The organism is Microbacterium sp. 22179, assembly GCF_052045715.1.
Taxonomy (GTDB): Bacteria; Actinomycetota; Actinomycetes; order Actinomycetales; family Microbacteriaceae; genus Microbacterium; species Microbacterium galbinum.
On the sequence record NZ_JBQEPJ010000007.1, the window covers coordinates 127,966 to 146,223 of the forward strand.

The window sequence follows — 18,258 nt, forward strand, 5'->3', positions numbered from 1 at the left end:
GAGCACGGCCCCCGGCATCCTCCCTGCGGCATCGTCGGGATCATCCTCCAGGCGGAGGCGGATGCATCCGCCGGGCGACGACCGCGACGGCACCTGCTCCGTAGCGTCGGAGACATGGAGATCACGACCACCGACCTGGGCCTCGCCGCCCGCGTCCAGCACCTGAAGAAGACCTACGGCTCCGGCGAGGGAGTCGTGCGGGCGCTCGATGACGTCAGCGTCGGCATCCGCCGCGGTCAGTTCACCGCGATCATGGGCCCGTCGGGCTCGGGCAAGTCGACGCTCATGCACATCATGGCCGGCCTCGACACCCCGACCGAGGGGCGTGCGTTCATCGGCGACACCGAGATCACGGGTCTCGGCGACCTCGACCTCACCATCCTGCGCCGCCGGCGCGTGGGGTTCATCTTCCAGGCGTTCAACCTGGTTCCCACGCTCGATGCCCTCGGCAACATCCTGCTGCCGTTCGAGCTCGACGGGCGCCGGCCGAGCGCGCTAGAGCGTGCGCGCATCGACGGTCTCGTCGAGACCCTGGGCCTGGGCTCGCGCCTGCGTCACCGTCCCCACCAGCTCTCGGGCGGACAGCAGCAGCGCGTGGCCATCGCCCGTGCCCTGGCCACCGCGCCGGACCTCGTCTTCGCCGACGAACCCACCGGAAACCTCGACTCGAAGACCGGACGCGAGGTGCTCCAGCTGCTGCAGGCCGCCAGCCGGGAGCACGGTCAGTCGATCGCGATGGTCACCCACGACGCCATCGCGGCCAGCCACGCAGACCGCGTGCTCTACCTCGGTGACGGTCGCATCGTCGCCGACCACCCGCGCCAGACCGCCGAGGAGATCTCGGCCTACATGCTCGCCGCCGAGGTGTCGGCATGACCGCGGTCGGCACGCCCTCGGTGGTCGGCACCGTCGTGCCCGAGACGGTCGCCACGGCTCCGCGCCTCGCGTGGTTGCGCGACCGAGGCATGGGCGCCAGCATCCTGGTCGCGGCGCTGTCGGCGGCGTTCGGGGTGATCCTCGTCGAGGTGACGGCGTTCATCGGTGCGGTGCTGCAGGCCGACCCGTTCATCGGCGACAGCGAGACGCTCGCGATCGTCGTCGCCATCCTCTCGGTGCTGCTCACCGGGGTAGCGATGTACGTCGCCGCGATCGTCACCGCCAACACGTTCTCGACGATCATCGCCGGGCGCACCCGTCAGATCGCGCTCATGCGCCTGGTCGGTGCGACTGCGCGCTCGCAGCGTGCGGAGGTCGGGCGACAGGGACTCGTGGTCGGCGTGATCGGCGCGCTCACCGGCGTGATCGTCGGTGTTGCGCTCGCTGCCCTCGGGGTGCAGATCGGGCGGATGCTGATCGCCAACGTGCCGGCGGACTTCACCCTCGCGCAGCCGTTCCTCGTGCTGCCCGCCGTGGGCGTCGCGCTCACGACCTGGGTCGCGGCATGGGTCGGGTCGCGACGCGTGCTCACGGTGACGCCCCTGCAGGCGATCGGCGGATCGGTCGAGCGCGCCCACGACGAGGTGTCGGGCAGGGCCGGGCGTCATGTCGGCGCCTGGGTGCTGCTCATCGCCGGGGCCGCCCTGCTCGCGGGCGGGGTGCTGGTCGGACTCGTGACGCCGCTCGGGGTCGTCGTCGCGTTCGTGGGGGGCCTGCTCTCGTTCACCGGTCTCGCGCTCGGCTCGGTTCTGTTCATGCCGCCGGTGCTGCGCCTGGTCGGGCGGATGTTCGGGTCCAGCGCCACCGCGCGCCTCGCCGCCGAGAACGCGCTGCGGTATCCCGAGCGATCGTCGCGCATGGCGATCGGCGTGGTGATGGGCGTCACCCTTGTGACGATGTTCGCGGTCGCGCTGGAGTCGGCGAAGCGGTTGATGATGAACCAGACCTCCGAGGAGGTGCCGCCGGAGTTCTTCGCGCCGTTCGACGCCTTCGCCTCGATCATGATGGTGCTCGTCGCCGTCTCGGCCGTGATCGCCGCCGTCGGCCTCGTGAACCTGCTCACGATCGGTGTCGTGCAGCGGCGCCGTGAGCTCGGGCTGCTGCGGTCGATCGGGCTGTCGAACGCGCAGGTGCGCCGGATGGTGCTGCTCGAGGCGACGCACATCACGGTGGCCGCGACGCTCACGGGCCTGGTGCTCGGAGTCGCCTACGGGTGGATCGCCGCGCAGTCGTTGCTCGGCTCGGTGCCGGTGCTGCCGGACTTCACGCCCGCCGGGCTCGTTGCTCCGCAGGTGCCGTGGCTGCCGGTGGTCATCATCGTCGTCGCGACGGCGGTGCTGACGCTCGTGGCCGCCGCGACGCCGACCCGGCTCGCGACGCGGGTCGCGCCGGTCGAGGCGCTGGCAGCCGACTGACGGCGGGCAGGACCCGCTGAGGGGTCAAGATACGCCGCTGCCGCGGTCCCGCGGGCGGCGTGTCTTGACCCCTCACGGTGCGGAATAGGCTGGACGGATGCCGTCGCCGTTCGATCAGTCCACCTACCAGGTCCGCCTCGACTGGGGGCTCGCCGGCCTCGCACGGCTCGCCGAGGCCGACGTGGTCGTGATCGTCGACGTGCTGCACTTCTCGTCGAGACTGACGGATGCCGTCGCCGACGGTGCCGCGATCGATCTGGCCGAGGCGGCGGTGTGGTCGACGGACTCCGTCGCCCCGGCGCTCGCGGTGACCGCCGCCGCCGGAGGAGCGACGGTGCTGGTCGGAGGCATCCGCAACGCCACCGCCGTCGCACGCACCGTGAAGGCCATCCAGGAGGAGCGTCAGGCGCGCACGTCGGTCGCCCTCATCGCCGCGGGGGAGCGCGACGGGTCGAACGACGTGCGCTTCGCGGTCGAGGACCACCTCGCCGCCGGAGCCATCATCGCGGCACTCACCGACCTCGGCATCGATCACACGGCGCCCGATGCGGCGGTCGCGGCCGAGGGCTTCCGTGCTCTGCGCCGTGCGCTCGGGCACCTGGTCTCGGCGAGCGGTTCGGCGCGCGACACCGCCGATGTCGACGCGGTCGCCGCGGCATCCCGTCTCGACGCCGTCTCGGCGGTGCCCGTGCTCCGCGACCGGGCGTTCACGGCCTTCGCCTGAGACAGCCGGCGGCACGCCCGGGAGCAGCACCGTGTGCGTGTGGCACGAGCGTAGGGTCGGGGCATGAGGTTCCTCCCCGCAGTCATCGTCGACGCCGTGCTGGTTCTGATCTTCGCCGTGATCGGCCGCGCCTCTCACGACGAGAGCCCCGCCGGATTCCTGCTCACGGCCTGGCCGTTCCTGGTCGCGCTGCTCGTCGGTCACGCGCTCGCCGCATTGCTGCCCGGTCGCCCGCGCCGCCCGTGGTCGGTGCTGTGGGGCGTGGCCGTCTGGGTCGTGACCGTCGCCGGCGGCATGCTGCTGCGCGTGGCGACGGGCGACACCGCTCAGCTCGCGTTCATCATCGTCGCGACGCTGACCCTCGGCGTGCTGCTGGTGGGGTGGCGCGCGGTCACGGACCTTCTGCGACGCGGGCGCGCCTCGCGGGCAGCGACGGACGGTCAGCAGGGCGCGGGCGTCTCGCACGATGACCCGGAAGAAACGGCCTCCTCGGAGAACACGAGCGACGGCCCGCGCACGCTCTAGAGCCCGGTGCCCTAGCGCGGCGACTGCGCGGCGAGCTTCACGTCGGCGGTGATCTCGCGCCGCGTCCAGGTGAAGAGGTAGCGCTGATCGAAGGTGCGCGAGCACTGGGCGCACGAGGTGGCCCGGGTCGGACGGCGATGCCGGAAGGTCTCGTGCCCGGCGGGGCAGCGGCCGATCCAGGGCGCGAGCTCGACGGCGGTCTCGCCATGGTGCGTGGTGCCGCCGACATAGCCGAGCTCGCGTGCCACGCGCTTCCAGGCCGGACCGTGCGCGGCGGCGTGCCCGGCGAGGGCATGGGCGACCTCGTGCAACAGCACCTGATGGATCTCGTCGTCGTCGAACCGTGCCGCGAGGTAGCGCGACACGGTGATGCGCTTCTTCGTGTAGTCGCACTGCCCGGCGCGACGCTTGGCATGGTCGAAGCCGAACGACCAGGAGTCGTCGAGGTACATCGTCATGAGCGCCTCACCCCAGATGCGCACACGGTCAAGATCCGCCATGCGCTCAGGCTAAGCCATACCGCCGACACCGGGGTGAACGGCCGGTCGGCACGGTCAGCCGGCGACGAGCTGCGACGGGCGACGGCGCTCGGCCGCGTCGATCGCCAGCAGCGTGACCTCGAGCTCGCGATCTGCCGCGCCGGCCTCACGGCGCAGGAACAGCGACTGCTTGAAGCTGTCGCGCGCGGTGTCGAAATCTCCGGCGTCGAAGGCGTTCTTGCCGCGGTGCTGGTGGGCGAACGCGGCGATCGTGATCCACCCCTGCCCTTCGGCCTCCTCCGCGCACGCGGCGAGCTCCTGCTCGGCGGCGGCGTGCGCCCCACGGAACTGCTGCACGGTCGCACGCAGCACACGGGCGCGCAGCACATCCTTGCGCGTGCCCGCCATGCGCGCCTGTCGCACGGTCGTCTCCGCGAGGGCGAGCGCCTCGTCGAGGCGTCCCAGCACCTTCAGCAACCACACGCGCTCCAGCAGAGCGGGAAGGCTGCGCTGATCCTCGATCTCTTCGAGCCGTACCGCGCACTCGTCGATATCGACCAGCTCGCGGAGGTTCTCCCGGTCGTATCCCCGGATGAAACTCATTGCTCTCCTTCCGCAGCGTCCCCGTCCAGTCTGCATGCCGTTCACCCGGTCGTCGGGTCGGCACGCCCGCGTGCCCGCATCCCGGATGCGGATCAGCGCAGGAAGAGCGAGGCGTCGGGTCGCGGAGAGGCCACGGCATCCGCATCGGTGACGATGTGCGCGCCCTGCACGAACGTCTTCACCTCGGCGCCCTGCGCGATCTTCGCCGGATGCGGGCCCGCGGCGAGCAGGCGGGGGAGCCACTCGGTGGGCAGGGGAGAGGCGGATGCCGCGACCACGAGGTTGCCGAAGCGGCGTCCCTTGAGCACCTGCGTGTCGGCGAGCACCGCGACCTCGGGGAGCACCGCGGCGACGGTCGCGACCTGACGGCGGGCGAAGGCGAGGCCAGGGCCGTCGGCGACGTTGATGAGCAGTACCCCTCCCGGGGAGAGCAGCTGCGAGACCTCGCGGTAGAACTCGACGCTGGTGAGGTGCGCCGGGGTCTGCGCGCCGGAGTAGACGTCGGAGACGACGAGATCGCACGCGCCGGTGAGGGCGGCGGGGAGCTTCTGCACGCCCTCGCGCGCGTCCCCGATGCGGATACGGATCGACGCCTCCTTCGGGAGCGGGAGATGCTCGCGCACGAGCGCCGCGAGGGGCGCCTCCCACTCGACCACCTGCTGCCGCGATCCCGGACGGGTCGCATCGATGTAGCGCGGCACGGTCAGGGCGCCGGCGCCGAGGTGCACGGCGGTGAGCGGTCCCGCCGGCAGCTGATCGATCACGGCGCCCATGCGCACGATGTACTCGAAGTGAAGGTGCGTCGGGTCGTCGAGATCGACGTGCGACTGCGGGGTGCCGTCGACGATGAGTTCGAATCCGCTCGTGAACTCCGAGGGGGCGATGGTGGCGACGCCGCCGTGATCGAGCTTCGCCTGCGGATGCTCGGTGTCGCGTGCGCGCATCCGTCCCATGCCTGCGAGCCTACGCGCTCGTGCCGCGCCGATCAGCGCTGGCGGCCGTTGGTGCAGGTCTCCTGTTCGGCGGTCTGACCCGAGATGCTCGGGTCGAGCGTGGCGCGGGGCGCCGGGGTCTCGGTCGTCGGTGCGTCGGTGGACGGGGCGGTCCCGGGGTCGGTCGCCGTGCCCGGGTCGACGACCTCGACGCCGCCGTTGTTGGTCGCGTCGCCCGTGAGCTGCACCGGCTGACCGGCGGCGAGCGCGGACCACAGGGTCTCGGCGGCCTCGTAGTTCGGGACGACGCGGTCGCTGTCGTCCGGGTCCTCGAAGACCGGGTACTGCGCGAAGACGAAGTCGCTGAACGGCACGTCCTTGATCGACAGGGCGAGCTGCGCGATGCGCACCGGGTTGCCGAGCTCGGTGCTCGGTTTGATGTTGTCGACGGCGGTGTTCGCGAGCCCGAGCACCTTGCTCGGGTCGCTGAGCACCTCGTCGCTGAGGATCTTCTTCACCAGTCGCGACATGTACTGCTGCTGGTTCGAGACGCGCGCCATGTCGCTGCCGTCGCCGACCCCGTAGCGCGTGCGGATGAACTGCAGCGCTTCGTAACCCGAGACGGTCCGGGGTCCGGGCGCCCAATAGTCGATGCCCGCCTTCTCGTCGCGGATGCCGTCTCCGCCGATGCAGACCTCCACGCCGCCGATCGCGTCGGTGATGGCCATGACGCCGTCGAAATCGATCTTCGCGGCGAACGGGATCTCGATGCCGCTGAGGTCGGTGATGGTCTTGGCGACGCAGGAGAGCCCGGCGTTCTGGTAGATCGAGTTGATCTGCGTCTTGCTGGTGGCCGAGGCGATCGATCCGTCCTCGCGCGTGCACTCGGGCGTCTCGATCATGAGGTCGCGCGGCAGGGAGACGACGGTGACGTTGCGGGGTTCGGCCGACACGTGCACGAGGAGGTTGACGTCGTTGAGGATGCCGCCGTCGGCTTCCGAACAGCGCTCGCCGAGGAGCCCGCCTGACACCTCGCCGCACTCGTCGGTGCCGATGAGCAGCACGCTGAACTCGCCCGGGAAGGCGCTGATCGACGGGGGCTCGACCTCCGGCGCGTCCTCGAGCGCCACCGCGTCGGCATTGAAGCGATTGATGTAGTCGACGACGACGAAGGCGCCGACGGCGATGGCCGAGACCAGCACGACGCCGAGGGTGATCCCGGCGATCTTGAGGAAGCCCTTCAGCGGTCCCGGGGTGGGGAGGGGAGCGTGGCGGGCGACGGTGGATCGGTCCTTGTGGCGGGCGCGAGGCATCTCGAGAGCATAGCCAGGGCCCCGGGAGGATGCCTGTGAAGGCCCCACGGAAACGATTGTCACAAGCATGTGACGATCGTGTGAAAAACTTGCAGGCAATTAGTTAGTCGTAGATACTTATTCGACAGGGCGAGCACCCACTCGTCCATCCCCAGGACGTTTCAAAGAGGAGATCCACTGATGCACAAGCGCATTCTTCCGGTCGTGGCGCTCGGCGCCGTGGCTTCGCTCGCGCTGGCCGGCTGCGCCGGCGGCGGCGACAACGGCGGAGCAGCAGACGGAGAGGGCCAGGAGCTCACCGTCTGGATCATGAAGGGCACGAACCCCGATTCCACCGCCTTCTACGACAAGGTCTCCGCGGCCTTCGAAGAGGAGACCGGAGCGACGGTCAACATCGAGGAGATCCAGTGGGCTGACGCGCACGATCGCTTCGTCACCTCGATCGCCGGCGGCACCACCCCCGACATCGCCGAGACCGGCACCACCTGGACCGCCGAGTTCGCCGACGCCGGCGCCCTCCTCCCGCTCGACGAGTACGTCGACGCCGAGGACGGCCTGCGCGACGACCTGGTCGAGGGCCTCGAGGTCGCGGGAACCTACGACGACGAGCTCTACGGCATGCCGTGGTACGCCGGCGTGCGTTCGCTCGTCTACCGCGCCGACGTGTTCGAGGAGCTCGGTCTCGAGGCTCCGAAGACGTGGGACGACATCATCGCCGCAGGCGACGCGATCAAGGCCGCCAAGCCCGACATGCTCCCGTTCCCGGTTCCGGGTGACGCCGAGTTCCAGGTCTACCCCTGGGTCTGGGGTGCGGGCGGAGAGATCGCCACGAAGGACGGCGACACCTGGACCAGCGAGCTCGACAGCACCGAGTCGCAGGCCGGCATCGAGTTCTACACCGGTCTCGCGACCGAGCACGGCTTCTCCTCCGCAGGTGCCACCACCTGGAAGGAGACCGACCTCCGTGACGCGTTCACGCAGGGCAACGTCGCCATGATGCTCTCGGGCTCGTGGACGCCGAAGTCGCTCATCGAGGCGAACCCCGACCTCGAGGGCAAGATCGGCGCGGCGGTCATCCCCGGCGAAGACGGCGGCATCGCCCCGTCCGTGCTCGGCGGATCGCACCTCTCGGTCTTCAACACGACCAAGAACGCCGACCTCGCGTGGGAGTTCGTCAAGCTCATGACCACCGGTGAGTTCGCCGAGCAGTGGTCGAACGAGACCGGCTACTTCCCGGGCGTCCAGTCCGCGATGGAGGAGGCCCTCGCCTCGACCGACCCGCTCGTGGCACCGTTCGCCGAGCAGATGGTCGACGGCGGAGCATCCGTCCCGGTCACCCCGAACTTCGGCGCCGTCCAGGCGAAGAAGACGACCAACTCCATGATCCAGGCCATCCTCAGCGGGCAGAAGGACGTCGCGACCGCGACGAAGGACGCCGCCGCTGAGATGACGGACCTGCTCAACCAGTAAGGAAGCACCCCTTCCATGTCGATGGTGCAAGCGCCACTGCCGGCCACGAAGGCGGAGTCCACCTCCGCCTCCGTGGCCGGCGGCCGGAAGCGTCGCGGTCTCTCGATCGTCACGGCCCGCCCCTGGCTCCTCCTCGCGCCCGGGCTGATCATCCTCGCGGTGCTCATGCTCTGGCCGCTCATCCAGGTGTTCATCTACTCGCTGCAGGACTACGGCCTGCGTGAGATCAACACCGGGGAGAGCAACTGGATCGGCTTCGACAACTACGTCGAGGCGCTCACCAACCCGACCCTGTGGACGGTGGTCCTGCCCAACACCGTCGGGTTCGCCGCGGTGGCGGTCTTCGTCACCGTGGCGGTCGGCACGCTCGTCGCCCTGCTGCTCGCTCGCCTCGGCACCACGTGGCGCGTCATCGTCTCGAGCTGCATCATGGTCGCGTGGGCGATGCCCGCCGTGACCGGCACCTACGTCTGGACCTTCATCTTCGACGCCGACCGCGGCATCTTCAACTCCGTCCTGCGAGACCTCGGCCTCATGGACCAGTCGATCAACTGGTTCACGAACCAGTGGTCGTTCTACGCGATCGTGCTGCTGAACGTCGTGCACCACGGCTTCCCGTTCGTCGCGATCACCGTGCTCGCCGGACTCCTCGGCGTCTCGAAGGAGATGCTCGAGGCCGCGGCCCTCGACGGCGCCGGTGCGTGGCGACGCTTCTGGAAGATCATCTTCCCGACCCTCAAGCCCGTCTTCTCGGTCGTCATCATCCTGTCGACCATCTGGGACTTCAAGGTCTTCGCCCAGGTGTACCTGATGCCCGGCGGTGGCGGCGGCAACCGCCAGGTGCTCAACCTCGGCGTCTGGTCGTACGTCGAGTCGTTTGGTCAGAACCGCTACGGCTTCGGTGCGGCCCTCGCCGTGCTGCTCACCCTCGTGCTGATCGGCATCACGATCGTGTACATCCGATCCCTCATGAAGGAGGACGAGCTGTGAACCCGCGCGCATCCCTCCGCTCCCGCATCGGTATCGGGATCGCCGTCGCGGCCGTCCTGATCTTCACGCTGTTCCCCGTCTACTGGATGGTCTCCAGCGCCTTCGACAAGAAGGCCTCGAGCGGTGGGCAGTCGCTGCTGCCGCAGGAGTTCACCTTCGACAACTTCGCGTTCGTCCTCACCGAGGGCGGGTTCGGCACCTTCCTGCGCAACTCGGCGATCGTGGCGATCGTCACCGTCGTCGTGAGCGCGCTCGTGTGCCTTCTCGCCGCCGTCGCGGTCGCCCGCTTCAAGTTCAAGTTCCGCACCACGATCCTCATGATGATCCTCGTCGTGCAGATGGTGCCGCTCGAGGCGCTCGTCATCCCGCTGTTCCTCCAGGTGAAGAGCCTCGGACTCCTCAACAGCATCCTCGGCCTGATGGTCGTCTACGTGGCGCTCTCGCTCGCTTTCGGCATCTGGATGCTGCGCGGATTCGTCGCGGCCGTCCCGGTCGAGCTCGAAGAGGCCGCCTACATCGACGGGGCGAGCTGGTGGCGCATGTTCCGATCGATCCTGCTGCCGCTGGTCATGCCGGGCCTCGTCGCGACGAGCATCTTCAGCTTCATCACCGCGTGGAACGAGTTCATCTTCGCGATGACGATCCTCGGCGCGCAGACCGACCAGTACACGGTCTCGATCGGTCTCAAGTCGTTCTTCGGCCTGTTCGCCAACGACTGGGGCAGCATCATGGCCGCGTCGACGATCATCACCCTCCCGGTCATGATCTTCTTCGTGATCGTGCAGCGTCGTCTGGCCTCGGGCATGGTGGCGGGAGCCGTGAAGGGATGACCGACGACCTCGAGCGCCTCGCGAACGGCGTGCTCTGGCCGGGCTTCTTCGGCACGGAGGCGCCCGCCTGGCTGACCTCCGAGCTGCGCGACAGCCTCGCCGGCGTCGTGTACTTCGGCCAGAACGTGGGCGAGGGGCTGTCGGCGCTGAGCGCCGAGATCCTCGCCGCCAACCCGGATGCCCTGATCGGCGTCGACGAGGAGGGCGGCAGCGTCACCCGCCTCGAGTCGGCCACCGGGTCCACGCTCCCCGGAGCCGCTCAGCTCGGCGCACTCGACGATCTCGTCGCGACCGAGCGCACCGGTGCCGAGCTCGCCCGTCGGGTGCGTGCGGTCGGTGCGAACGTCGTGCTGGGTCCCGTCGCCGACGTGAACACCGATCCGCGCAACCCCGTGATCGGCGTGCGGGCGTTCGGTTCCGAGGAGTCGCTCGTCACGCGTCATGTGATCGCGGCGGTGGACGGCATCCAGGATGGCGCCGTCGCCGCGTGCATCAAGCACTTCCCGGGTCACGGCGACACGCATCTCGACTCGCACCACGCGCTGCCCGAGATCGCCCTCGACATCGACGAGTACGAACGCGTGCACCTCGCGCCGTTCCGTGCCGCGGTCGAGGCCGGGGTCGACAGCATCATGACCGCCCACATCGTCGTCCCGGCGTGGGGCGACCGGCCCGCCACCCTCAACCCGCGCGTGCTCGGCATGCTGCGCGAGTGGGGTTTCGAGGGCGTCATCATCACCGACGCGCTCGACATGGCGGCCATCCGGGAGACCGTCGGGATCGGCGGGGGAGCGGCGCAGGCCCTCGCGGCCGGCGCCGACCTGCTCTGCATCGGAAACCCGACGAACCCCGGCGACGATGCCCTCCCCGACCAGGACGAGCGCGACTTCCGCGCCGCGCGCGACGGCATCGTCGCAGCGCTGCGCGACGGGTCGCTCTCCCGTGAGCGCGTCGAGGAGGCCGCCGGCCGCGTGACGGCGCTCGCGCGCAAGCTCCGTGCGGCCGCCGCCGAACTGTCGGACGGCATCGAGGAGTTCGACGCGACCGATGTCGTGCGTCGTGCGATCAGCGTCGTCGGAGACGCCCCGGCCGCGGCATCCGCTCTGTCGGTCGTCGATGCACGCCGCCGTTCGACGCTGGCCGTCGACAGCGCCTCGGCGTACGTCTCGGCGACGCTCGCCGACGACGGGCGCCGCGTACGCCTCGACGTCGCGCACACCTCGGTCGAGGAGCAGGATCGGGTGCTCGACGACGCGGTGTCGACGGAGGGCACGACCGTGCTGCTCATCGACCGTCCCGATGCGGATGCCGCGCAGCGTGCACTCGTGGAGCGCGCGGCCGTGCGCGACCCCGATGCGGTCGTCGTCAACGTGGGCCTCGCCGCACGCACGGCGCTCCCGCTGCCGACGATCGAGGTGGGAGCCGCCAGCAGGCTGGGCGCGCAGATGGCACGGGAGCGGTTGGTCGGCGCCGCCGGCTGAGACGGGTGCGCACGATGGACGACGACGTTCTCGCGCTGGTCCGCCGCTCGGCCCCGAAGTTGAGCGCGGCCGAGACGCGCGTGGCCGAGCGGATCCTCGACGACCCGATGCTCGTCGTCGAACTCGCGATCACCGACCTCGCCGAGCTGTGCGGCACATCGCTGTCGACCGTCGCGCGCTTCGCGCAGTCGCTGGGCTTCAGCGGTTACCGCGAGCTGCGCGTGGCGGTCGCGCGCTCGGTGACGCTGGCCCAGGCGCAGCAGGCGCGCTTCGGGTTGGATTCGACGACGATCTCGGCCGACGACGGCCCCGCCACGATCGCCGCGAAGCTCGCGGCCCAGCAGATCGACGCGATCGAGAGGACCGCTCACGGGCTCGATGCGGCGACCCTGGATCGGGCGGCGCGGGCCCTCGTCGATGCCCGCCACATCGACCTCTTCGGCCAGGCGGCCTCATCGCTCGCCGCGCAGGATCTGCAGCTGAAGCTCTCGCGCATCGGCAGCGCCGTCTCGCACTCGGCCGATCCGCACCTGGCGCTCACCGCGGCCGCGTTGCGCACGTCCGATGACGTGGCGGTCGCCTTCTCGCACAGCGGCGAGACGGTCGAGACGCTGCGTGCGCTGGAGGTGGCGAGGGATGCCGGTGCGCTCACCGTCGCGGTGACCGGTGTCGCCGACTCCTCGCTCGCGCGGACCGCCGAGCTCGTGCTCCTCACGCACGCCTACGAGTCGCCGTTCCGGATGGCGGCGATGTCGAGCCGGATCGCGCAGCTGGCCCTCGTCGACGTGCTCTTCGTGCGCGTCGTGCAGCACCGCGGCGAGCCCGTGGCGATCCCGCTTCGGCTCACGCACGACGCCGCGGTGCACCACCGGCGCTGAGACCCGGGTCCGGAGATCGCGATACCGGATCGCAACACTCTCGTAACGCGAGAGTCTTGGCATACCAACATCCACTGAGTAGCGTCGAGGGAATCACCATGCGGGCGACGATGCCCGCATGCGCAGCGAAACGCCCCACAGGGAAGGTTCATCCATGCACCAGTCACCACTTCGACGACGCGGTCTCGTCGCCATCACGGGGGCGACGATCGCCGCCCTCGCCCTCGCGGGTTGTGTTGCGAGCGAGCGCGGCGACAACGATTCGGAAGGGTCCGGCGACGTCGACGGCACCTTCGTGTTCGCCGCATCGTCCGACCCGGCCAGCCTCGACCCCGCGTTCGCGCAGGACGGCGAGAGCTTCCGCGTCTCCCGGCAGATCTTCGAGGGTCTCGTCGGCACCGAGCCGGGAACGGCCGACCCCGCGCCGCTCCTGGCCGAGAGCTGGGAGTCGTCGGAGGACGGCATGAGCCACACCTTCACCCTCAAGGAGGACGTGACCTTCCAGGACGGCACGCCGTTCAACGCCGAGGCCGTCTGCGTCAACTTCGACCGCTGGTATAACTGGACCGGCCTCGCCGCGTCCGAGGCCTTCGGCTACTACTACAACAAGCTCTTCAAGGGCTACGCCGACACCGCAGCGGATGCCGTGTACAAGTCGTGCACGCCCGACGGCGACTACTCCGTCACGATCGAGCTGAACAAGCCCTTCGCCGGTTTCGTGGCCTCGCTGTCGCTGCCGTCGTTCGCGATGCAGAGCCCCTCGGCGATGCAGGAGTTCGGCGCCGACGAGGTGGGCGGATCCGCCGAGGCTCCGCAGCTCTCGGAGTACGCCATGGGCCACCCGGTCGGTACGGGCCCGTACCAGTTCGAGGAATGGGCGCCGGGCGAGCAGCTCACGCTCAAGGCCTACGACGGCTACTGGGGTGACGCCGGGCAGATCGACGAGATCATCTTCCGCACGATCGGCGACCCGACGGCCGCCCGCCAAGCTCTGGAGTCCGGCTCGATCGACGGCTACGACCTCGTCGGCCCGGCCGACACCCAGGCGCTCGAGGACGACGGCTTCACCATGGTGTCGCGCCCGCCGTTCACGATCCTCTACCTGGCGTTCAACCAGGCGATCCCCGAGCTTCAGGACCCGAAGGTCCGTGAGGCGCTGTCGTACGCAGTCGACAAGGACGCGCTGATCAGCCAGGTGCTCCCCGAGGGCACCGAGAAGGCCATCGAGTTCGTGCCCGAGGTCGTCAACGGCTACAACCCCGATGTCACGACCTACGACTACGACCCCGAGAAGGCCAAGGAGCTGCTCGCCGAGGCCGGCTACGACGAGGCCAACCCGTTGAAGCTCACCTTCAACTACCCGGTGAACATCTCGCGTCCGTACATGCCGGACCCCGAGCAGATCTTCACGGTGCTCTCGTCGCAGCTCGCAGAGGTCGGCGTCGAGACCACGCCGGTCTCGGAGGAATGGGTCGAGTACCTCGACCGCACCACCGGTACGTCGGATCACGGCATCCACCTCCTCGGGTGGACCGGTGACTACAACGACACCGACAACTTCGTCGGCGTCTTCTTCGGCCAGCAGAGTTCCGAGTGGGGCTTCGACAACCCGGAGCTTTTCCAGAAGCTCGAAGAGGCGCGCGGCGTGCCGAACCTCGAGGACCAGACGGCTCTGTACGAAGAGATCAATGAGATGGTCGCGCAGTTCATCCCCGGTGTTCCGCTCGCGCACCCGGCGCCCACACTGGCGTTCGATCCGCGCGTCGAGAGCTACCCGGCCAGCCCGGTGAACGACGAGGTCTTCACGGACATCGTCCTCACCAAGTAGGCCCGACCGACGCGCACCCTTCGTCTCATCGCTCCGCTCCTCGCTCAGGGACCGGCCTCCCGGTCCCTGAGCGAGCGGAGCGAGACGAAGGGTGTGCGCCCGATCTACGGAGATCTCTGTGCTGCGCACCATCGGCGGGCGACTGCTGTTCCTCATCCCCACTCTGATCGGCCTCAGCATCCTGCTGTTCGCCTGGGTCAGAGCCCTCCCCGGCGGCCCGGCCGTCGCCCTTCTCGGTGAGAAGGCGACCCCCGAAGCCATCGAGAGGGTCAACGAACTCTACGGATTCAACAAACCGCTCATCGAGCAGTACTTCGTCTGGGTGACGAGGCTGCTCCAGGGCGACTTCGGCACCTCGATCCAGACCAACCGGCCGGTCGTCGAGGAGTTCTTCCGCCGCTTCCCGGCCACTATCGAGCTCAGCGTCGTCGCGCTCATCTTCGCGGTCGGCGTCGGCATCCCGCTCGGCTACTGGGCGGCGCGCCGCCACGGCAAGTTCAGCGACCACGCCTCGGTCGTGCTGAGCCTGATCGGCATCACCATCCCGGTGTTCTTCCTCGCGTTCATCCTGAAGTACATCTTCGCCGTGCAACTGGGCTGGCTGCCCTCCGACGGCAGGCAGAATCCGAGGATCGACGCCACGCATCCCACGGGCTTCCACGTGTGGGACGGTCTCATCACGGGCGAGTTCGATGCCGCGTGGGACGCGATCCTGCACCTGATCCTCCCGGCTCTGGCGCTGGGCACGATCCCGCTCGCGATCATCGTGCGCATCACGCGGGCGAGCGTGCTCGAGGTGCAGAACGCCGACTACGTGCGCACCGGGCGGGCGAAGGGCGTCGGATCGTCGACGCTCCGCAACCGCTTCATCCTGCGCAACGCCATGCTGCCCGTCATCACGACGATCGGTCTGCAGACCGGTCTGCTCATCTCGGGGGCGGTGCTCACCGAGACGGTGTTCGCCTTCCCGGGGATCGGGTCGTTCCTGGCCCGGGCGATCTTCACCCGGGACTTCCCGGTGCTGCAGGGCTTCATCATCTTCATCGCGATCGCGTACGCGCTGATCAACCTCGCGGTGGACGTCTCGTACAGCTTCATCGACCCGAGAGTGAGGGTCCAATGACGACCATCACCGGCATCCGGAAGGGGGCGATGTCATGAGCGTCGCACTCCCACCCGCCCAGGGCGGCGGCGTGATCGACACCGTCGCGATCGCCCAGGCCGGCATCAAGGAAGGACCCGGCGGGTTCTGGCGCGACGTGTTCCGACGTCTGCGCCGCAACCCCACGGCGTGGATCGGCGCGATCATCGTGCTGCTGTTCCTCCTCGTGGCGGGCCTCGCCCCGCTGCTCGCCCCGTATCCCGAGACCGCGCTCCCCGGGGCGAAGTTCATCACCCCGACCTACATCCCGGGACCGGGGGAGCTGCCGCAGTTCCCGCTCGGCCTGGATCGGTTCGGCGGCGACGTGCTCTCGAAGCTGATCTGGGGTGCGCGGGCGTCGCTGCTCGTCGGCGTCATCTCCACCGCGATGGGACTCGTCGGCGGCATGCTGCTCGGTCTCCTCGCCGGTACCTTCGGCGGCTGGGTCGACACCGTGATCATGCGCTTCGTCGACATCATCCTCTCGGTGCCGAACCTGCTCCTCGCGGTCTCGATCGCGGCGATCCTCGGCCAGACGCCGTTCGCGGTGATGATCGCGATCGGTGCCTCCCAGGTGCCGATCTTCGCCCGCCTGCTGCGCGCCTCGATGCTGCAGCAGCGATCGAGCGACTACGTGCTCTCGGCGCAGACCCTCGGTCTCGGTCGGGGGCGCATCACGATGTCGCACGTGCTGCCGAACGCGATCGGTCCCGTGATCGTTCAGGGCACGCTCACGCTCGCGACCGCGGTGATCGACGCCGCAGCGCTCTCGTTCCTCGGTCTCGGCGGCGGTCGCCCCGAGACGGCCGAGTGGGGTCGCATGCTCACCTACGCGCAGGCGGAACTCTCGATCGCGCCGTGGCTGGCCTTCCTGCCCGGTATCTGCATCGCGGTCACCGCGCTGGGCTTCACCCTGTTCGGTGAGGCGCTGCGCGAGGCCATGGACCCGAGGACGCGTGCCCGATGAACGCCCAGGAGAACACGATGAACGACACCCCGCTCCTCTCCGTCGAGGGGCTCGCGGTCGACTTCACCACCATGGACGGCGTCGTGCACGCCGTCGAGGGGGTCGACCTCGAGATCTCGCCCGGTGAGACGGTCGCGATCGTCGGCGAGTCCGGTTCGGGCAAGTCGACGACCGCGATGGCCATCATCGGCCTCCTCGCGGGAGGCGGCAGGGTCGCCAGTGGCAGCATCCGTCTCGACGGGCGCGATATCGCGCACGCCGGCGAGAACGAGCTCCGCACGATCCGCGGGCGCGACATCGGTCTCGTCCCGCAGGATCCGATGTCGAACCTCAACCCGGTCGCGAAGGTCGGCACCCAGGTCGCCGAGACGCTGCTCGCGCACGGTCTCGCCACTCGGCAGAACGTGCAGCAGAAGGTCGTGGAGGCTCTCACCGCCGCGGGCCTGCCCGATCCCGAGAAGCGGGCGAAGCAGTATCCGCACGAGTTCTCTGGCGGCATGCGGCAGCGCGCGCTGATCGCGATCGGCCTCGCCTGCAAGCCGCGTCTGCTGATTGCCGATGAACCGACGAGCGCGCTCGACGTCACGGTGCAGCGCACGATCCTCGATCAGATCGGCGCGATGACGCGCGAGCTCGGCACCGCCGTGCTGCTCATCACGCACGACCTCGGTCTCGCCGCCGAGCGCGCGGAGCGCGTCGTGGTGATGCACCGCGGCAAGGTGGTCGAGCAGGGCCCCGCCCGCCAGATCCTCGAGGATCCGCAGCATCCGTACACGCAGTCCCTCGTGAAGGCCGCCCCCTCGGTGGCGGCCGCGCGCCTGCGTCCGGAGGCCTTCCAGGTCGAGGAACGAGCGGATGCCGCGGCCGACGCGTCCGTGGATTCCGGTTCCGCCGCGAAGGCCGACCACATCGTCGAGATCGAGGGCCTCACCAAGGTGTACCCGGTGCGCGGACGCGGCGAGGACTTCGTCGCGGTCGACGACGTGTCGCTCGCGATCCCGCGCGGCGAGACGGTCGCGATCGTGGGGGAGTCGGGGTCGGGCAAGACGACGACGGCGCGGATGCTGTTGAAGCTGATCGAGCCGACCAGCGGTCTGATCCGCTTCGAGGGCAAGGACGTCGCGTCGCTCACTCGTGCCGAGACGCGCGACTTCCGCCAGCGCGTGCAGCCGATCTTCCAGGATCCGTACTCCAGCCTGAACCCGATGTTCACGATCGAGCGTCTGATCGCCGAGCCCCTCGAGTTCTACCGCCGGGGGAGCGGTGCCGAACGACGCGCGCGCGTGCGCCAGCTGCTCGACGACGTGGCCCTGCCGCAGTCGATGCTCGGACGGTATCCGTCGGAGCTGTCGGGCGGTCAGCGCCAGCGCGTTGCGATCGCCCGTGCCCTCGCGCTCTCGCCCGACCTCATCGTGTGCGACGAGCCGGTCTCCGCCCTCGACGTGCTGGTGCAGGACCAGATCCTCACCCTGCTCGGCGACCTCCAGAGCGAGTACGGGCTCAGCTATCTCTTCATCTCTCACGACCTCGCCGTGGTGCGTCTCATCAGCGACTACGTGTGCGTGATGAAGGACGGCAGCCTGGTCGAGGCCGCATCGTCGGAGGAGATCTTCACGAACCCGCGCGACCCGTACACGCGTCGTCTGCTCGCCTCGATCCCCGGGAACGAGCTCGACATCGCGTCATGAGGGGTCGCGGTTCGCTGAGACACCGCATCGGGGGGGGGGGGGGGGGGGGGGAGGGAGG

At 69.4% G+C, this 18,258-nt stretch carries 17 protein-coding genes; 13 read left to right on the plus strand and 4 right to left on the minus strand.

Annotation, left to right across the window (positions count from 1 at the left end):
- Positions 1-114: 114 nt before the first annotated feature.
- The 4 genes from ACTJKK_RS15000 to ACTJKK_RS15015 all read left to right on the plus strand — a co-directional run bounded on the left by ACTJKK_RS15000 (position 115) and on the right by ACTJKK_RS15015 (position 3,600).
- Positions 115-876 carry an ABC transporter ATP-binding protein gene (locus tag ACTJKK_RS15000; protein WP_247632791.1) on the plus strand — a complete coding sequence of 254 codons (762 nt, stop codon included), beginning with the start codon at positions 115-117 and terminating at the stop codon, positions 874-876.
- Positions 873-2,351: an FtsX-like permease family protein gene (locus ACTJKK_RS15005; RefSeq protein ID WP_440748560.1), complete on the plus strand. Its 1,479-nt coding sequence runs from the start codon at positions 873-875 to the stop codon at positions 2,349-2,351. Before ACTJKK_RS15000 ends, ACTJKK_RS15005 begins: the two co-directional genes overlap by 4 nt.
- Before the next feature lie 97 nt (positions 2,352-2,448).
- Positions 2,449-3,075, plus strand: a complete 627-nt coding sequence (locus ACTJKK_RS15010; protein ID WP_440748561.1) for a 2-phosphosulfolactate phosphatase — start codon at positions 2,449-2,451, stop codon at positions 3,073-3,075.
- A 63-nt stretch (positions 3,076-3,138) separates the two neighbouring features.
- Complete coding sequence (locus ACTJKK_RS15015) at positions 3,139-3,600, plus strand: DUF3054 domain-containing protein (protein WP_440748562.1); 462 nt, start codon at positions 3,139-3,141, stop codon at positions 3,598-3,600.
- Positions 3,601-3,611: 11 nt separating this feature from the next.
- Here the strand turns inward: ACTJKK_RS15015 and ACTJKK_RS15020 are convergent, their stop codons facing one another.
- From ACTJKK_RS15020 to ACTJKK_RS15035, 4 genes are all read right to left on the minus strand, one after another.
- Complete coding sequence (locus ACTJKK_RS15020; protein WP_440748563.1) at positions 3,612-4,100, minus strand: SprT-like domain-containing protein; 489 nt, start codon at positions 4,098-4,100, stop codon at positions 3,612-3,614.
- A gap of 54 nt (positions 4,101-4,154) precedes the next feature.
- Positions 4,155-4,682: a hypothetical protein gene (locus ACTJKK_RS15025; protein ID WP_247623227.1), complete on the minus strand. Its 528-nt coding sequence runs from the start codon at positions 4,680-4,682 to the stop codon at positions 4,155-4,157.
- Positions 4,683-4,774: 92 nt separating this feature from the next.
- On the minus strand, positions 4,775-5,635 hold the full coding sequence (locus tag ACTJKK_RS15030; RefSeq protein WP_440748564.1) for a spermidine synthase: 861 nt from the start codon (positions 5,633-5,635) through the stop codon (positions 4,775-4,777).
- Between the two features lie 32 nt (positions 5,636-5,667).
- Positions 5,668-6,927 carry an LCP family protein gene (locus ACTJKK_RS15035; protein ID WP_440748565.1) on the minus strand — a complete coding sequence of 420 codons (1,260 nt, stop codon included), beginning with the start codon at positions 6,925-6,927 and terminating at the stop codon, positions 5,668-5,670.
- Positions 6,928-7,107: 180 nt separating this feature from the next.
- Here ACTJKK_RS15035 and ACTJKK_RS15040 point away from each other — a divergent pair, with 180 nt between their 5' ends.
- From ACTJKK_RS15040 to ACTJKK_RS15080, 9 genes are all read left to right on the plus strand, one after another.
- Positions 7,108-8,397: a sugar ABC transporter substrate-binding protein gene (locus ACTJKK_RS15040; protein ID WP_247623224.1), complete on the plus strand. Its 1,290-nt coding sequence runs from the start codon at positions 7,108-7,110 to the stop codon at positions 8,395-8,397.
- A gap of 15 nt (positions 8,398-8,412) precedes the next feature.
- Positions 8,413-9,387 carry a carbohydrate ABC transporter permease gene (locus tag ACTJKK_RS15045; RefSeq protein ID WP_440748566.1) on the plus strand — a complete coding sequence of 325 codons (975 nt, stop codon included), beginning with the start codon at positions 8,413-8,415 and terminating at the stop codon, positions 9,385-9,387.
- Positions 9,384-10,217: a carbohydrate ABC transporter permease gene (locus ACTJKK_RS15050; RefSeq protein WP_247623222.1), complete on the plus strand. Its 834-nt coding sequence runs from the start codon at positions 9,384-9,386 to the stop codon at positions 10,215-10,217. Before ACTJKK_RS15045 ends, ACTJKK_RS15050 begins: the two co-directional genes overlap by 4 nt.
- A complete protein-coding gene (locus ACTJKK_RS15055) occupies positions 10,214-11,698 on the plus strand; it encodes a glycoside hydrolase family 3 N-terminal domain-containing protein (protein WP_440748567.1) in 1,485 nt (494 codons plus the stop codon). The genes ACTJKK_RS15050 and ACTJKK_RS15055 overlap by 4 nt, the downstream gene beginning before the upstream one ends.
- 14 nt (positions 11,699-11,712) lie before the next feature.
- A complete protein-coding gene (locus ACTJKK_RS15060) occupies positions 11,713-12,576 on the plus strand; it encodes a MurR/RpiR family transcriptional regulator (RefSeq protein WP_440748568.1) in 864 nt (287 codons plus the stop codon).
- 154 nt (positions 12,577-12,730) lie between these two features.
- Positions 12,731-14,404 carry an ABC transporter substrate-binding protein gene (locus tag ACTJKK_RS15065; RefSeq protein WP_247955694.1) on the plus strand — a complete coding sequence of 558 codons (1,674 nt, stop codon included), beginning with the start codon at positions 12,731-12,733 and terminating at the stop codon, positions 14,402-14,404.
- Between the two features lie 118 nt (positions 14,405-14,522).
- On the plus strand, positions 14,523-15,527 hold the full coding sequence (locus ACTJKK_RS15070; RefSeq protein ID WP_440748569.1) for an ABC transporter permease: 1,005 nt from the start codon (positions 14,523-14,525) through the stop codon (positions 15,525-15,527).
- Positions 15,528-15,561: 34 nt separating this feature from the next.
- A complete protein-coding gene (locus ACTJKK_RS15075) occupies positions 15,562-16,512 on the plus strand; it encodes an ABC transporter permease (protein WP_247623217.1) in 951 nt (316 codons plus the stop codon).
- Complete coding sequence (locus tag ACTJKK_RS15080) at positions 16,509-18,200, plus strand: ABC transporter ATP-binding protein (RefSeq protein ID WP_440748570.1); 1,692 nt, start codon at positions 16,509-16,511, stop codon at positions 18,198-18,200. Before ACTJKK_RS15075 ends, ACTJKK_RS15080 begins: the two co-directional genes overlap by 4 nt.
- Positions 18,201-18,258: the final 58 nt, after the last annotated feature.

What these genes read in the sequence shown, in the direction of transcription:
- ACTJKK_RS15000 (WP_247632791.1), top strand. Translation starts at nt 115, where the DNA reads ATGGAGATCACGACCACCGACCTGGGCCTCGCCGCCCGCGTCCAGCAC.
- ACTJKK_RS15005 (WP_440748560.1), top strand. Translation starts at nt 873, where the DNA reads ATGACCGCGGTCGGCACGCCCTCGGTGGTCGGCACCGTCGTGCCCGAG.
- ACTJKK_RS15010 (WP_440748561.1), top strand. Translation starts at nt 2,449, where the DNA reads ATGCCGTCGCCGTTCGATCAGTCCACCTACCAGGTCCGCCTCGACTGG.
- ACTJKK_RS15015 (WP_440748562.1), top strand. Translation starts at nt 3,139, where the DNA reads ATGAGGTTCCTCCCCGCAGTCATCGTCGACGCCGTGCTGGTTCTGATC.
- ACTJKK_RS15020 (WP_440748563.1), bottom strand. Translation starts at nt 4,100, where the DNA reads ATGGCGGATCTTGACCGTGTGCGCATCTGGGGTGAGGCGCTCATGACG.
- ACTJKK_RS15025 (WP_247623227.1), bottom strand. Translation starts at nt 4,682, where the DNA reads ATGAGTTTCATCCGGGGATACGACCGGGAGAACCTCCGCGAGCTGGTC.
- ACTJKK_RS15030 (WP_440748564.1), bottom strand. Translation starts at nt 5,635, where the DNA reads ATGGGACGGATGCGCGCACGCGACACCGAGCATCCGCAGGCGAAGCTC.
- ACTJKK_RS15035 (WP_440748565.1), bottom strand. Translation starts at nt 6,927, where the DNA reads ATGCCTCGCGCCCGCCACAAGGACCGATCCACCGTCGCCCGCCACGCT.
- ACTJKK_RS15040 (WP_247623224.1), top strand. Translation starts at nt 7,108, where the DNA reads ATGCACAAGCGCATTCTTCCGGTCGTGGCGCTCGGCGCCGTGGCTTCG.
- ACTJKK_RS15045 (WP_440748566.1), top strand. Translation starts at nt 8,413, where the DNA reads ATGTCGATGGTGCAAGCGCCACTGCCGGCCACGAAGGCGGAGTCCACC.
- ACTJKK_RS15055 (WP_440748567.1), top strand. Translation starts at nt 10,214, where the DNA reads ATGACCGACGACCTCGAGCGCCTCGCGAACGGCGTGCTCTGGCCGGGC.
- ACTJKK_RS15060 (WP_440748568.1), top strand. Translation starts at nt 11,713, where the DNA reads ATGGACGACGACGTTCTCGCGCTGGTCCGCCGCTCGGCCCCGAAGTTG.
- ACTJKK_RS15065 (WP_247955694.1), top strand. Translation starts at nt 12,731, where the DNA reads ATGCACCAGTCACCACTTCGACGACGCGGTCTCGTCGCCATCACGGGG.
- ACTJKK_RS15075 (WP_247623217.1), top strand. Translation starts at nt 15,562, where the DNA reads ATGAGCGTCGCACTCCCACCCGCCCAGGGCGGCGGCGTGATCGACACC.
- ACTJKK_RS15080 (WP_440748570.1), top strand. Translation starts at nt 16,509, where the DNA reads ATGAACGCCCAGGAGAACACGATGAACGACACCCCGCTCCTCTCCGTC.